At 73.0% G+C, this 13,063-nt stretch carries 13 protein-coding genes; 2 read left to right on the forward strand and 11 right to left on the reverse strand.

Going from position 1 to position 13,063, the window contains the following annotated elements; genetic code table 11:
• Positions 1–4: 4 nt before the first annotated feature.
• Together H4W80_RS33055 and H4W80_RS33060 are read right to left on the reverse strand one after the other, a co-directional pair.
• Positions 5–889 (reverse strand): dihydrodipicolinate synthase family protein, encoded by an 885-nt coding sequence (locus H4W80_RS33055; protein WP_192788655.1) that lies wholly within the window; start codon positions 887–889, stop codon positions 5–7.
• A 132-nt stretch (positions 890–1,021) separates the two neighbouring features.
• Positions 1,022–1,699 carry a GntR family transcriptional regulator gene (locus H4W80_RS33060; protein ID WP_192788656.1) on the reverse strand — a complete coding sequence of 226 codons (678 nt, stop codon included), beginning with the start codon at positions 1,697–1,699 and terminating at the stop codon, positions 1,022–1,024.
• 178 nt (positions 1,700–1,877) lie between these two features.
• Between H4W80_RS33060 and H4W80_RS33065 the strand changes: the two genes are divergently transcribed.
• A complete protein-coding gene (locus H4W80_RS33065; protein WP_192788657.1) occupies positions 1,878–3,227 on the forward strand; it encodes an MFS transporter in 1,350 nt (449 codons plus the stop codon).
• Here the strand turns inward: H4W80_RS33065 and H4W80_RS33070 are convergent, their stop codons facing one another.
• From H4W80_RS33070 to H4W80_RS33095, 6 genes are all read right to left on the reverse strand, one after another.
• Positions 3,228–4,493: a cytochrome P450 gene (locus H4W80_RS33070; protein ID WP_192788658.1), complete on the reverse strand. Its 1,266-nt coding sequence runs from the start codon at positions 4,491–4,493 to the stop codon at positions 3,228–3,230.
• On the reverse strand, positions 4,490–5,098 hold the full coding sequence (locus tag H4W80_RS33075; protein ID WP_192788659.1) for a GTP-binding protein: 609 nt from the start codon (positions 5,096–5,098) through the stop codon (positions 4,490–4,492). The genes H4W80_RS33070 and H4W80_RS33075 overlap by 4 nt, the downstream gene beginning before the upstream one ends.
• On the reverse strand, positions 5,079–5,435 hold the full coding sequence (locus tag H4W80_RS33080) for a DUF742 domain-containing protein (protein WP_192788660.1): 357 nt from the start codon (positions 5,433–5,435) through the stop codon (positions 5,079–5,081). The genes H4W80_RS33075 and H4W80_RS33080 overlap by 20 nt, the downstream gene beginning before the upstream one ends.
• Positions 5,432–5,866: a roadblock/LC7 domain-containing protein gene (locus tag H4W80_RS33085; protein WP_192788661.1), complete on the reverse strand. Its 435-nt coding sequence runs from the start codon at positions 5,864–5,866 to the stop codon at positions 5,432–5,434. Before H4W80_RS33085 ends, H4W80_RS33080 begins: the two co-directional genes overlap by 4 nt.
• A gap of 96 nt (positions 5,867–5,962) precedes the next feature.
• A complete protein-coding gene (locus H4W80_RS33090) occupies positions 5,963–7,618 on the reverse strand; it encodes a sensor histidine kinase (RefSeq protein ID WP_225963808.1) in 1,656 nt (551 codons plus the stop codon).
• A 145-nt stretch (positions 7,619–7,763) separates the two neighbouring features.
• The gene (locus tag H4W80_RS33095; RefSeq protein ID WP_192788662.1) at positions 7,764–8,876 is read right to left on the reverse strand and encodes a WD40/YVTN/BNR-like repeat-containing protein; all 1,113 of its coding nucleotides are present in this window, start codon (positions 8,874–8,876) and stop codon (positions 7,764–7,766) included.
• A 119-nt stretch (positions 8,877–8,995) separates the two neighbouring features.
• Here H4W80_RS33095 and H4W80_RS33100 point away from each other — a divergent pair, with 119 nt between their 5' ends.
• Positions 8,996–9,991, forward strand: coding sequence for a helix-turn-helix transcriptional regulator (locus H4W80_RS33100; RefSeq protein WP_192788663.1), 996 nt, complete (start codon positions 8,996–8,998; stop codon positions 9,989–9,991).
• Here the strand turns inward: H4W80_RS33100 and H4W80_RS33105 are convergent.
• Genes H4W80_RS33105 through H4W80_RS33115 form a run of 3 tightly spaced genes read right to left on the reverse strand, consistent with a single transcriptional unit; the run spans position 9,988 to position 12,953 of the window.
• Positions 9,988–11,346, reverse strand: coding sequence for an AlkA N-terminal domain-containing protein (locus tag H4W80_RS33105; protein ID WP_192788664.1), 1,359 nt, complete (start codon positions 11,344–11,346; stop codon positions 9,988–9,990). The genes H4W80_RS33100 and H4W80_RS33105 overlap by 4 nt on opposite strands.
• Positions 11,347–11,360: 14 nt before the next feature.
• On the reverse strand, positions 11,361–12,050 hold the full coding sequence (locus H4W80_RS63875) for an alpha-ketoglutarate-dependent dioxygenase AlkB (protein ID WP_192788665.1): 690 nt from the start codon (positions 12,048–12,050) through the stop codon (positions 11,361–11,363).
• A gap of 24 nt (positions 12,051–12,074) precedes the next feature.
• Positions 12,075–12,953, reverse strand: coding sequence for an NAD-dependent epimerase/dehydratase family protein (locus H4W80_RS33115; RefSeq protein WP_192788666.1), 879 nt, complete (start codon positions 12,951–12,953; stop codon positions 12,075–12,077).
• Between the last annotated feature and the right edge of the window lie 110 nt (positions 12,954–13,063).

A 13,063-nucleotide genomic window follows, 5' to 3' on the forward strand; every position in this document is an offset into this window, starting at 1 on the left:
GCGATCATCGCGCCTGAGCGGTCTCGGCCAGCCGCGCGATGCGCCGCCGCTGCTCCGGGCCGATCTCGGGAGCCGGCATGCGGAGGGCGCCCGTACCGCGGCCCAGGTGGCTCAGCGCCAGCTTGATGCCCTCCACGGTGCCGCAGAGCGCGGCCAGCACCTCGTCCACCCGAGCCTGGCTGGAACGTTCCGCGTCGGCGTCCCCGGCGGCGACGGCGTCGGCCAGCCGCGCGAACGGGTCGGGGAACGCCGACGAGAGACCCGAGACGACCCCGTTGCCGCCGCCGCGGACGACCTCGGCGAGCCTGGTGTCCGAGCCCGACCACAGCCCGGCCGAGGCGGGCAGCGCCGCGCGGTACTCGGCGAACCGGTCGGCGGCCAGGCCGCTCAGCTTGGCCCCGGCCAGCCCGGTCTCGGCGGCCATCGCGGCGAAGTCGGCGGGCTCGACGACCACGCCGGAGCGCTCGCTGAACAGGTAGCCGTAGACGGCGGCCGGACCGGCCGCCCGCGTCACCGCGGCGAAGTGCCGCAGCACGGCGCCATTGTCGGCGGGCAGATAGTACGGGGTCAGCGTGGCCAGCCTGCGCGCCCCCATCGCGACGGCGTCGCGGGTCAGCGCCACCGCCTCCCGGGTGGCCGCGGCGCCGACGTGCACCACGACCCGGTCGGGGCCGAACACGGCCAGCGCGGCCTCGGTCACCGCCCGGCGCTCGGCCCGGTCCAACGCGGGGAACTCGCCGGTGGTGCCGCACACGAAGACACCGTCGACGCGACTGGCGAGATCCGTGAAGTGCGCCTTGGTGGTGGCGTGGTCGAGCTCGCCCGCCTCGTCGAAGAAGGTCGGGACGGCGGAGAGGATCTCGGCGCGGCGCCGGGTGTTCTCTGGCATGGCAAGACCTCGGTTCGTCAGTGGTTTTCCGTTGGTGAGGCGCGGCGGGCCTCGGCTGGTGATGAGGGGGTGGCAGGCGAAAGACGGCCCCGGACCCCGGGACGGTCCGGCGCGGGCGGTGGGACGAGGTGGCTAGCGGGCGGGCTGGGCGCGCTCCCGCTCGATCAGCGTCGCGCGGATCCGGTCGCAGGAGCCGTCGAGGTGCGACACGAGCGCGACGAGCGCGGCGTCGACGTCGCCCGAGCGGACGATGTCCCGCAGGTCGGCGTGGTCCTGCGCGACGGGGACCAGGTCACGGGCGGTGTTGGTGATCTCCAGCACCGCCGCGAACAGCGGCCGGTGCAGCGCCCACGTGGCGGTGAGCCAGCGGTTGTCGCCGATCAGGTAGAAGCCGCTGTGGAAGTCGAGGTCCGCCGCGGCGAACTTGGCGGCGTCGCGGTCGTCCGCGGCGGCCCGCATCTGCTCGACGGCCTCGTCGATCGGGGCCCAGTCGGCGGCGTCGAGGCGGGCGATGGTCTCCTTGATGGCCAGGCTCTCCAGAGCGCCGCGCAGCGAGTAAAGCTCCTGGAGATCTTTGTCGGACAACCCGCGGACGAAGACCCCCCGCTTGCGCGTCTCGACCAGCCCTTCGATCTCCAGCTGGCGAAGCGCGTCGCGGACCGGCCCGCGACTCACCCCGAACTGCTCCGCGATCCGGCCCTCGACCAGGTGCGTCCCCACGATCAGCTCGCCACGCACGATGAGCGAGCGGAGCTGGATGAGCAGCTGGTCTCCGAGCGGTGGATTACGCAGCGGATTGGTGATCGTCACCAGCTCTCCTCTCGTCTTCCCGCCCGAAGGTTCTTCGCCGAACGGAGACTATCCCGCACCACTCCATACGGTCAACGTTAACCGCTGACCGTTGACGGTTAACCGTCTCCCAAGTAATAGTGTGCGACAACTGAACCACTGCGGAAACCTCGAAGCCGCCAGCAGAAAGGGAGGCGCCATGGTCGCGACCCTTCCGAAGCCCGATCTTCGCTACACCTGGAAGGTCACGGCCTCCAGCTTCCTCGGCAACACGCTGGAGTACTACGACTTCCTCGTCTACGGGACAGCGGCCGCGGTCGTCTTCCCCAAAGTCTTCTTCCCCGACGCCAGCGGCTTCGTGGCCACGCTGTCCGCCTTCGGCACGTTCGCCGTCGGCTTCCTCGCCAGACCCCTGGGCGGCCTCTTCTTCGGCAGCCGCGGCGACCGGCACGGCCGCAAGTCCACCCTGATGGTGACGCTCGTCGTGATGGGCCTCAGCACCATCCTCATCGGGCTGCTGCCGAGCTACGGGACGATCGGGCTCTGGGCCCCGGTCCTGCTGGTGGTGCTGCGGCTGATGCAGGGGTTCGCGGTCGGCGGTGAGTGGGGCGGCTCCATGATCATCGTATTGGAGTCGGCGCCGCCGAACCGCCGCGGCTTCTTCAGCGCCTGGCCCAACACCGGCGGCTTCTCCGCGCAGATCCTCATCACCGGCGTCTTCGCCTACATCTACACGCTCCCCGACGACCAGTTGCTGAGCTGGGGATGGCGGATCCCGTTCCTGCTGTCGGCCGTCGTCCTCGTCGTGACGTTCTGGATGCGCCGCAGCCTGCACGAGACCCCCGTCTTCACCGAGGCCGTGGCCGGTGACAAGGCGGGCGAGCCGGACGCGGTGGAGACCGAGCGCCCCAAGCACGGCCCGATCCGGACGATCTTCGTGGACGACTGGCGCAACCTGCTGCTGATCGTCGGCCTGCGCTTCGCCGAGGCGCTGCCGTACTTCCTGCTCACGGTGTTCGCCCTGTCCTACGGCAGCAGCGCGCTCGGCCTGGAGAAGAGCCAGCTGAACAACGCGATCCTCATCGCCGCCGTGCTCTCCTTCGTCAGCCACGGCGTCTTCTCCGCGATCTCCGACAGGATCGGGCGGCGTCCGGTCTACTTCTTCGGCGCGGTCGTGGTGTTCGTGATGGCCTTCCCGTTCTTCGCGATGCTGCACAGCGGGTCGATGGTGCTGATCGTGCTCGGTTACGTGCTGGTGCTGAACCTCGGGCACAACGCCATCAACGCCATTCAGCCCGCGTTCTTCGCCGAGCTGTTCCCCGCCGAGCGCCGCTACACCGGCGCCGCGGCCGGCCGCGAGATCGCCTCCATCTTCGCGGGCGGCCTGACCCCGTTCGTCGCCACCGCCCTGGCCGGCGCGGACGGCGCCCGCTGGCCGCTGGTCGCCGGGTACGTCATGCTCGGCGCCCTGATCACCATGTTCGCGGTGTGGAAGGCGCCGGAGTCCTTCCGCCGCGACCTCAGCGCCACGGGCGAGACCGTCCGCTGATCAGATCCGCCAGTCCTCGACCGGCCCCTGACCGACGGGGCCGGTCGGGCTGAACCCGACGGGCAGAGCCTCCAGGCCGCGCATCCACACCGACGCCCGCCAGCGCAGCTCCTCCGGCGCCCCGAGGAGATGGACGTCGGGCAGCCGGTCCAGCAGCACCTCGATGGCCGTCTTGACGATGATCTCCCCCAGCTCCGGCGCGGGGAACGGGCAGCCGTACTCGCCGTGGCTGAACGACATGTGCGCCCGGTTGGCGCCCACGTGGGCGTGCGCGGCCGGTCGCACCTGCGGATCGGCGTTGGCCGCCGCGAACCCGAGCAGCAGCAGGTCTCCCCTGCGCACGCGCTTGCCGCCCAGGTCGCAGTCCCGTACGGCGAAGCGCGAGGGCATGTTCTGCACGGGCGGGTCCATCCACAGCACCCTGATCAGCGCCTCGCCGACGCTGCTGCGACCGCCCTGGAGCGTCATCGAGAAGTCGTCGTCGATCAGCATGAGCCGCAGCGTGTTGCCGATCCAGTTGGCGGTGCCGGTGTGGGAGGCCGCTATCAGCACCAGCAGGTCCTGGATGACCTCCAGGTCGGCCAGCCCGGCCGGGTGCTCCAGCAGGTAGGAAGTGAGGTCGTGCCCCGGCCGGTCGCGCTTGGCGGCCATCAGCCCGCCCATGCGGTCCTGCACGCGGAGGAACCCGGCGAAGGACTCCTCACCCCCGTCCAGCATGAAGCCCAGGTCCTCGACCAGCTCCGGCAGCTCCGACTCCGCCAGGCCGTAGAGCCGGGCGATGACCTGGGCCGGAATCCGGTAGGCGTACTGGGCGATCAGGTCGGCCCGGCCGTTCCCGGCGAACTCGTCGATCAGGAGGTCGGCGACCTGCTCGCAGATCGCGGTCAGCTCGGTGCGGTCGATGGTGTCCAGCGCGTCGCCGATGGCGCCGCCGCGCCGCTTGCGCTCGGCGCCCTCGGTGAACATCAGGGACGGCGTCCACTCCAGGTACGCCCGCGACGGCCAGTCCTCGGGGATCCGGTCCTTCAGGTTCCAGCGCCTGGGGTCGCGGCCGAAGAGCTGCGGCTGGCTGGTCACGTGGTGCAGCTCGCGGTAGCCGGCCACGAGCCAGGCCGGCACGTCGTCGTCGAGCAGGATCGGCACGACCGGGCCGTGCTTGCGGCGCATCTCCTCGTACGCCGCCGCCGGGTCGGCGAGGACGTCCGGCCCGTACATCCGCACGGCGTCGGCGTGGCCGGCGTAGCCGTCCAGGAGGGGGTTGGTCACGACGTGCTCTCCGGGGCCGAAAGGGCGTTCTTGCGGGTGATGTGCTCCACGAGCGTGATGAGCACGTGCTTGGACGAGGACCGCTTCCGCGCGTCGCACTCGATGAGCGGCACGTCGGGCGACAGCGCGAGCGCGTCGCGCACCGCGTCCAGCGAGGGCCCGTCGGCGAAGCGGTTGACGGCCACGACGAACGGCATCCGGTGGTGCTCCAGCCGGTCGATGGAGTACCACGAGTCCTCCACGCGCCTGGTGTCCACCAGGACGACCGCGCCCAGGCTGCCCGCGAAGAGCTGGTCCCACACGAACCAGAAGCGTTCCTGCCCCGGCGCCCCGAACAGGTACAGGACCTTGTCCGGCGTCACCGTGATCCGGCCGAAGTCGAAGGCCACCGTGGTGGTGGTCTTCTCCCGCACCCGGCTGGCGTCGTCGATGCCCACGCTGGCCTGGGTCATGACCTCCTCGGTGCTCAGCGGGCGGATCTCGCTCACCGAGCCGACCATGGTCGTCTTGCCCACGCCGAACCCGCCGACGACCACGATCTTCAGTGCGTCCAGGGCGGTTTCGCGCAGCGGTGCGCGTACGTCGTCAGAGGTCGTGGAGGGCACTGAGCACCTGCCTCAGAGTTTCGGGATCCGGCCGCCCGGACTGGAGGGCGGCCGAAGGGTGGCGGACGGTGATGCGGCCGGTGTCCAGCAGGTCGCGCAGCAGGATCTTCACCACGCTCACCGGCAGCCGCAGCTCGGCGGAGATCTCCACCACGGCCGTCGGCTGGCGGGTCAGCTGGAGGATCCTGACGTGCTCCGACTGCATGCCGGGGGCCGGCTCGCACTCGCTGACGATCAGGGAGACCGAGTCGAACGCGTTCTCGTCGGCGCGGGTGCGGCCGCCGGTGACCGTGTAGAGGCGGTCCGGGCTCTCCCGGTCGATCGGGCGCGGTGTCATGGGCGATCGCCGCTCGGCTGCGCTCGCCGCGGCGCCGCGGAGAGGAAGACCCCGATCTGCTCGACCATCTCGTTCATGTTGTGCGCGATCAGGCCCACGTCGCCGTCCTCGTCGGCCACCACGGCGAGGTGGGCGCCCTCGCCGGCCGGCACGATGAGCAGCAGCCCGCCGGCGAACTCCACCATCGCCTGCCCCGCGCCGATGCCGTCGCCGAACTCGGCGGAGGCGCTCAGCGACAGGCTCTGGATGCCCGCGGCCAGGGCCGCGAGCTGGTCGGCGCGGTCCCGCTCCAGGCCCGCGGTGACGCACATCTTGAGTCCATCCCTGGTCAGGACGAGGACGTACCTGACTCCGGGGGTCTTCTCCTTGAGGTTCTCAAGCAGCCAGTCGAGCTCGCGATCGGTGGTGCCTGCAGCGTCGATAGTGCTCATCGAAACGACGGGGCGGGCGTCCGGCGCGGGCGCCGGAGGGGCTGCCCCTGCCTCCTTACTGTGATCCGATAAGTTCCGGTGACCGACGGCGCGTGCTCACGCATCGTCCGCGGCTGGAGAGGCGGCCGGGGAAGCGGCCGGAGAGGCAGGCGGCGGAGACGTCCGGTTGCGGCCGCCCGCCTGGCGGAACGCGGCGAACCTGGCCGCCGAGTCGCGCCCCTCGCGCGCCACCGGCCGGGCCGCCGGCGCCTGTCGCGCCTTCATCGCCTCGGCCAGCGTCTGCCCGCGCTGCCGCCTGGGCAGCAGTTCCTCGCCGGTCGGCTGCTCCTGCGCGGGCACGGGCTCCGCGGGCGGCGCGGCCTGCGCGGGCACGGCCGGCGGCTGCGCGGCCGCCGTCCTGGGCTGCGTGATCAGTACGCGCGGGATCAGCATCACGACCCCGGTGCCGCCGCGGGCCGACGGCCGGAAGCTCACCGTGAGGCCGTACTTGTCGACCAGGCGCCCCACCACCGCGAGGCCCAGCCTGGTGCCGGAGAGCGTGCGCAGGTCGAGCGGCTCGGACACGAGCTTGGTCGCGTGGTGCCGCTCGCGCGGCCGCATCCCGAGGCCGCTGTCGTCGATCGTGATCACCACGCCGGCGTCCTCCTCGTCGGCGTACACGTGCACCTCCGTGCCGTGCGCCGAGAACGTGGCGGCGTTGTCCATCAGCTCGGCCAGCGCGTGCATCACGCCTTCCGCGGCGTACCCGGCCACGGCGACGGTGCTCGTGGAGTGGAGCCGGATGCGGCGGTAGGCGCCGATGCGGCCCATGGCGCCGCGCAGGATGCTCTCCATGACGATCGGCCGCGTCCACCGCCGCCCGGACCGGCCGCCGCTCAGCAGGGCGATGTTGTCGGCCAGGCGGCTCAGCTGGGAGACCCGGTGGTCGAGGTCGAGCAGGTCGCTGAGGATCTCCTCGTGCTCGCCGTACTGCTCCTCCAGGCCGCGCAGCTGGGCGAGCAGGCTGGTCGCCTGGGCCTGCACCCGGGCCGCGGCGCCGGCGCAGGCGGCCATGACCGCGGCTCCCCCGCGCTCGCTCTCGCCGAGCTGCTCCGCCGTCTCGCCGAGCAGGTCGCCCAGTGGGCCGTACGCGGGCCGGCCCACTTCGGCCAGCGCCGCGCGGACCGACATCCGGTCCGTCCGGATCCGGCGTACGAGCTCCGGCAGCGTCTCGGCGGACAGCCGCGCGATCTCGTCCTCGATCGCCTGGCGGGCCGCGCGGGCGTTGGTCTCCGCCACCGCGCGTCCCTTCTGGGCGGCGGCGCGGTCGCGCTGGAGCAGGTCCAGCTCAGTGCCGATCGCCTGGACGAGCGGCTGCACCGAGGCCTCCACGATCCGCGACACGCCGGCGAGCGCGTCGGCGAGCGGCACGCCCTCGCGTACCTGGCGGCCGAGCGCGGGCAGCGCCTCCTCGGCCACCCGCGCGTTCTCGCGGCGCAGCCACAGGTAGCGCGCCTCCGCCCACCTGGCCTGCTCGCGCAGCTGGCGGGCGGTGGCGGCGTAGTGCGCGGCCGCGCCGGCGGCGCCGGCCAGCAGCAGGGCAGAGCCTCCGCCGACGGCCGCCATCAACCCCATGGCGCCGGCCGGGGCGGCCAGCAGCGCCCACAGCCACAGGCCGGCGGTGACGATCAACGTGCCCAGGCAGGCCGCGACCGCCAGCTCCTTCGGGGAGAGCCTTCGCTGTGTCGTCCGTTGAGGTACGTCTGCTTGCATGTTCTGGGAGTCCTCAGAGCGGGGGGTGGTGTGCCCTTTTCACGCATGCGATCGGGAACGGCACACACCGTAGCACCATGGGTTTCGCAAGAACAGACAAGCACTCCTTAACCAATCGCTTCAGCAGCAACCGGGACAGGACCGGCTAGACCTCCTCGGCGACTCCCAGGTACATCACTCCGGGGTTCGACGGGTTGAACGCGATGGAGGTGACCCGGTCGTAGGTGTTGTGGTTGACGGTGACCCGGTTGCGGCGGGCGTCGTACTTGTAGAGGTCGGTGCCGGTGGCCGCCCATCCCGTGCCGAAGTCGAAGTACAGCACCCCCGGGTCCGTCGGGTGGGGCGCGAGCAGCGGGCCGTTGGCGATCGTGACCCCGTCGCCCTGGTCCACGACCGGGACGAAGCGCCGGCCGCCGTCGAACGAGCGGTAGATGTGCCGCCCGCCGGACGGCGCGCCCCCGTCGGCCTCGCCGATGTCGAGGCCCATCGCGTACACGACGTTGGGGGCGGCCGGGGAGATCGCGGCGCTGAACACGTTGACCTTGCCGCCGCTCGCGCTCAGGCCGGTGGCGGCGGTCCAGGTCCGGCCGCCGTCGAAGGTGACGCGGGCGCCGGTGTCGGAGCCGCCCACCACCACGTGGTCGAGGTCGTACGGGTCGAACACCGCCGTGTAGACCAGCACGAGATCGCCCTGCGCCCAGGCGGGCACCCCGACGGGCCGCCAGGTGCGCCCGCCGTCCCGCGACTCGTGCAGCTGCCCGCGGCCGTCGGAGACGCGCAGGCGGTCGCCGCGGTAGCGGTCGACGCCGAGCCCGGCCACCTCGCCGGCGGGTGAGGCGAGCGGGGTGACGGCCCCGGACGTGGCGAGGGCGAGGTTGCCGTCGCGGTCCCAGGCGTAGGCCCGGCCGCCTCGGGCCGCGACCAGCTCGGTGTTCCTGCCGTTCACCTTGCCCGCCGTCGCCCAGGTGCAGCCGGCGTCCTTCGAGGTCAGCAGCGCGTTGTTCGACATGGCGAGCAGCTCGTCAGGACGGTCGAGGGCGACGAGCCCAGTGGTGTAGACGACCGGCCGCAGCACCTGGCTGGTCGGCGCGATCGTCCTGCCGTCGTTGCGCGTGTACGTCACCGAGCCGTCGCCGTTGACGGTCCCGCAGGACGGCTGACGCCAGCGGCCGAAGGGCTCGTCCACCGCGGCGGCGGGCCCGGCGGCCGACAGGACCACGAGCGCGGTCGTGACTCCGATGGTGAATGCCTTCTTCAACACTGCCTCCCCGAACAGGCCGGACTTACGGATCCGTCCTATCGGGGACGGGAGCGCACGGGCCAGCCTGTACGAAGGCGGATTTGTGACATGGCAGGTATCTGACACACTTGCCGATCATGGACACGGACGACAACGCGCTCGCCGCCGTCGGAGTGGACGCCGAGGACGAGCGGATCTACCGCGACCTGCTGCGCCGGCCCCGCGCCACGCTGCCCGAGCTGGCCGCGCACACCGGCCGCACCACGGTGGCCCTGCGCCGGGCCTGCTCCCGGCTGGAGGCGCTGGGCCTGGTCAGCCGCATGGCGGGCCGTCCGGTCCGGTTCCTGCCGACCCGGCCCGACGTCGCGGTGGCCGCCCTCATCTCGCGCCGGGAGGAGGGGCTGGCCCAGGCGCGGCTGGCCGCCCTCGCGCTGCTCGCCGAGACGCCGCGTACGGAGAACCAGTCCCCCGAGGAGCTGGTCGAGGTCGTGCAGGGCCAGGCGGCGGTGGTGCAGCGGTTCACGCAGTTGCAGCAGACCGCGACCGAGGAGCTCCTGGTGCTGGACCGGCCCCCGTACGCGCAGGACCCCGGCCGGCAGAACGCCGCCGAGATGGACCGCCTCGCGCGCGGCCTCCTGGTGCGCGGCATCTACGACGCCGCGGCCCTGGAGATCCCCGGCAAGCTGCGCCTCGCCCAGGAGGCCGTGGCCGCCGGCGAGCAGGCCAGGATCAGCCCCGAGGTCCCCATGAAGCTGGCCATCGCCGACCGGAAGACGGCCATCCTGCCGCTGAGCACGGCCGCGAGCTCGCACGCCGACAGCGCGGTCATCGTGCACTCCTCGACGCTGCTCGACGCGCTGGTCACGCTGTTCGAGGTGCTGTGGCGGGCGGCGCTGCCGCTGCCCGCCAAGCCGCTCTCGACGCTCCCCTCCGGTCCGGCCGAGCTGCCCGATCCGGAGCTGTTCACGCTGCTCGCGGCCGGGCTCAAGGACGAGGCGGTCGCGCGCCAGCTCGGCGTGAGCCTGCGGACCGTGCACCGGCGGGTCAGCGAGCTGATGGACCGGCTCGGCGCGCGCACCCGCTTCCAGGCCGGCCTCCTCGCCGCCCGCCGGGGCTGGTGGGGTGCCGACTAGCGAGGGTGGGACGCGGGCAGGGCGCCTGGCTGGAGCGCATCCGCGTGGGCCATCAGGTGGGCCGCCGCCAGCGAGCGCCAGGGGCGCCACCGTTCCGGGGAGGCGGCGGGGTCGAGGCCGAGATCGTCCAGCGCGGCGCGGAGAGAGGGGTCGGCCGACGGGAACGCGTCGGAGTACCCGAGCCGGAAGGCCAGGTCGTGGCGTAGGGCGAGGTCCGCGTACGGCAGGGCCGCCATCGTGTCCGGGCCCGTGCCGTGACCGAGCGCCTCGTGCTCACCGGCCACGTCGGCCGCGAGCGCCCCGATCACGGGCTCCTCCACCGCGATCTTGGCTGCCTCGGGGAAGGTGTGCGTGAGGCCACCGGGCAGTCCGGGCACCCTCGTCCCCAGCGTGGTCACGAAGGACCCGAGCCGCTCCGCCGTCTCCCCCGGCGTCCTGCCGCGCCCGAGCACGGCCCGTACCCCTACCTCCAAGGCGCTCCAGGCCCCCGGCACGACGAGCCCGGGGCGGACCCGTACCAGCGGTCCGAGCACCGGATCGGCCGACAGCGCCGCCACCCCCGCCCCATGGTCGGCCTCCACACCGAGCAACCGCGTGACCTGCCCCACCACGTGGATCAGACCCTCCCAGTACGGCAGATGGGCCCGCAGCAGCAGGTGCCCCTCGCCGCCCGGCGACACCTCCAGCACCCCGGGCGCGCCGTCCACGGCGATCGTGCGCCGGTAGGTGTCGCCGTCCACCTCCTCGACCCCCGGCACGGCGCGCACGGAAAGGAAACCCCGCACGGCGGCCCAGTCGTAGCCGGGCACGAACGGCAGCCGCAGCACCAGCCCGCCGTCGGCCACCAGCCGGTCGGCGCGCCGCCGCCGCTCACGCAGGTCGGACGGCGCGGCGCGGAACACCTCCCGCATGGTCCGGTTGAACTGCCGCAGGCTCCCGAACCCCGAGGCGAAGGCCACGTCGAGCACCGTCAGGTCGGAGTCGTCCAGGAGCCGCCGGGCGAAGTGCGCCCGCCGCGAACGTGCGAGCTGGTCGGGCGTCGCGCCCAGGTGCTTGAGGAACAGCCGGCGCAGGTGCCGCGGCGACAGGCCGATGCGCGCCGCCAGCGCCGCCTCGGTGCCGCCGTCCAGCACGCCGTCGATGATCAGCTGCCACGCCCGGCACACCAGCTCGGGCGCGCCGGCCTCGATCGAGGCCGCCACCCGGTACGGCCGGCAGCGCAGGCACGCCCGGAACCCCGCGGCCTCGGCGGCGGCCGGGTGCTCGTACGTGCGCGTGTTGCGGAGCAACGGCTTGGCTCCGCAACCGGGCCGGCAGTAGATGCCGGTGGTGACGACGGCGGAGTAGGTGGTCATGTCCTAGATGTACGTCAGGCGCGGGTGGCCTGGAGGCGGCTGGAGAAGTTGACGCTGATCCGGACCCCGGCCGGAGCCGCCTGCTTGGGCACGCAGTGCCGCCAGTCGCGCTGGCAGCGCCCGCCCATCACCACCAGATCCCCGCCGGCCGGCGTCAGCGCGACGCTGCGCCCGCCGGTCCTCGGCTTGAGCAGGAACCGCCGGGTCGCCCCGAGGCTGAGCACCGGGACCACGCACTCGTCGCGCCTGCACGTCTGCCGGTCGCCGTGCCACCCGGTGCTGTCGCGGTGGTCGCGGTAGAGGTTCACCCAGAGCCCGTCGTACGGGACCCCGTAATGCTCCGACAGCGCGGCGGTGATCGCGAGGAGCAGGGGCTCGGGCACCTGGGCCAGGTCGGTGTACTCGGCGGTGAGCCGCGGCTCGACGTACTTCCTGTCGAACATCCACCGGTCGCGCTGCTCCCAGCCGGCCTTCGCCAGCAAAGAGTCGAGCAGTCGCCGGCTGCCGCGCAGCCAGCCGGGGACGTGCTCGACCCACGAGGTGGCGTCGAGCCGGACGCGGCGCGCGGCGGCGAACGCGGGGTCGAACCCCGGCTCCTCCACGGCCGGGTCCGTCTCCAGGAAGAGCGGCGGTTGCAAGGTGGACCTCCCGATGTCGCGTACCCGCACCATGGTGCGCGCGAGCCTGGAGGCGGGTCCGGCCACATCCGGACAACCCGGGGCCGGCCTTTAGCTGCCGAACCCCGTGCGCCAGGTGGCGTGCCGCGGCCGCCACCCGAGCGAGCGGGCGAGGCCGTTGTCGGCGCCGCGCTGCCAGCCGGCCCGTCCGTCGGTGGGAGCGGGGGCGGGAGCCCCGACGGCGGCGGCCAGGGCGGGCAGCCACTCGCGGGCGGGGGCGGGCTCGTCGTCCACGATGTTGACGGTCCCGCTCGGCCAGCGCAGCGCGGCGACGGTGGCCTCGGCCGCGTCCTCGACGTGCACGAACGAGCTGACCGCGGCGTCGGCGGCCAGGCCGCTGAGGAAGACCGAGGCCGGGTCGTCGGTGGGGCCGCCGTTGCGCAGCACGTCGGCCACGAGGCCGCCGGGCCGGTACCACGTGCCGGGTCCGTAGAAGAGGCCGTAGCGCAGCACGACGTGCTCGTCCAGCTCCGCGACGGCCTCTTCGAGCGCCTGGACGCCGCCGACCACGCCCGAGCGCGGCGCGGGCGCGGTCACGTCCAGCGGCGTGTCCTCCGTGGCCGGGGCGTCGCCCGCCTCGTACGCCCAGGCGATGGACTGGGCGACGACGCGGCGCACGCCGGCCCGCTTGGCGGCGTCGACCAGGTTGCGGGTGCCGATCCTGCGGATGCGGCCGTTGTCGGCGGAGGTGCCGCCGTTCAGCGCGGTCAGCTGGTGGACGATCGCGTCGGGCGCGGCCTCGGCCACCGCGCGGGCGACCGCCTCGGCGTCGAAGGCGTCCAGCCGTACGGCGCCGGCGCCCTGGGCGCGCAGCCGGTCGAGGCCGGAGTCGGTACGGGAGGTGCCCGTGACCTGGTGACCGGCCTCGACCAGCAGGGGGACGAGACAACAGCCGATGGCGCCTGCGGCACCGGCGACGAAGACGTGCATGCGGGAGTTTCCTTGCGTTGGGCGGCGTGGGCGGTCGGGCGGATCGACGCTCGCACGGCCAGGCTAGGAGGCAACTGTCTCAGTATTATGGTCCAGTCATCGGCCGGAAA

Source organism: Nonomuraea angiospora, from assembly GCF_014873145.1.
In the GTDB taxonomy this organism is placed as follows: Bacteria; Actinomycetota; Actinomycetes; order Streptosporangiales; family Streptosporangiaceae; genus Nonomuraea; species Nonomuraea angiospora.

What these genes read in the sequence shown, in the direction of transcription:
- H4W80_RS33055 (WP_192788655.1), bottom strand. Translation starts at nt 889, where the DNA reads ATGCCAGAGAACACCCGGCGCCGCGCCGAGATCCTCTCCGCCGTCCCG.
- H4W80_RS33065 (WP_192788657.1), top strand. Translation starts at nt 1,878, where the DNA reads ATGGTCGCGACCCTTCCGAAGCCCGATCTTCGCTACACCTGGAAGGTC.
- H4W80_RS33080 (WP_192788660.1), bottom strand. Translation starts at nt 5,435, where the DNA reads ATGACACCGCGCCCGATCGACCGGGAGAGCCCGGACCGCCTCTACACG.
- H4W80_RS33085 (WP_192788661.1), bottom strand. Translation starts at nt 5,866, where the DNA reads ATGAGCACTATCGACGCTGCAGGCACCACCGATCGCGAGCTCGACTGG.
- H4W80_RS33090 (WP_225963808.1), bottom strand. Translation starts at nt 7,618, where the DNA reads ATGCAAGCAGACGTACCTCAACGGACGACACAGCGAAGGCTCTCCCCG.
- H4W80_RS33100 (WP_192788663.1), top strand. Translation starts at nt 8,996, where the DNA reads ATGGACACGGACGACAACGCGCTCGCCGCCGTCGGAGTGGACGCCGAG.
- H4W80_RS33105 (WP_192788664.1), bottom strand. Translation starts at nt 11,346, where the DNA reads ATGACCACCTACTCCGCCGTCGTCACCACCGGCATCTACTGCCGGCCC.
- H4W80_RS33115 (WP_192788666.1), bottom strand. Translation starts at nt 12,953, where the DNA reads ATGCACGTCTTCGTCGCCGGTGCCGCAGGCGCCATCGGCTGTTGTCTC.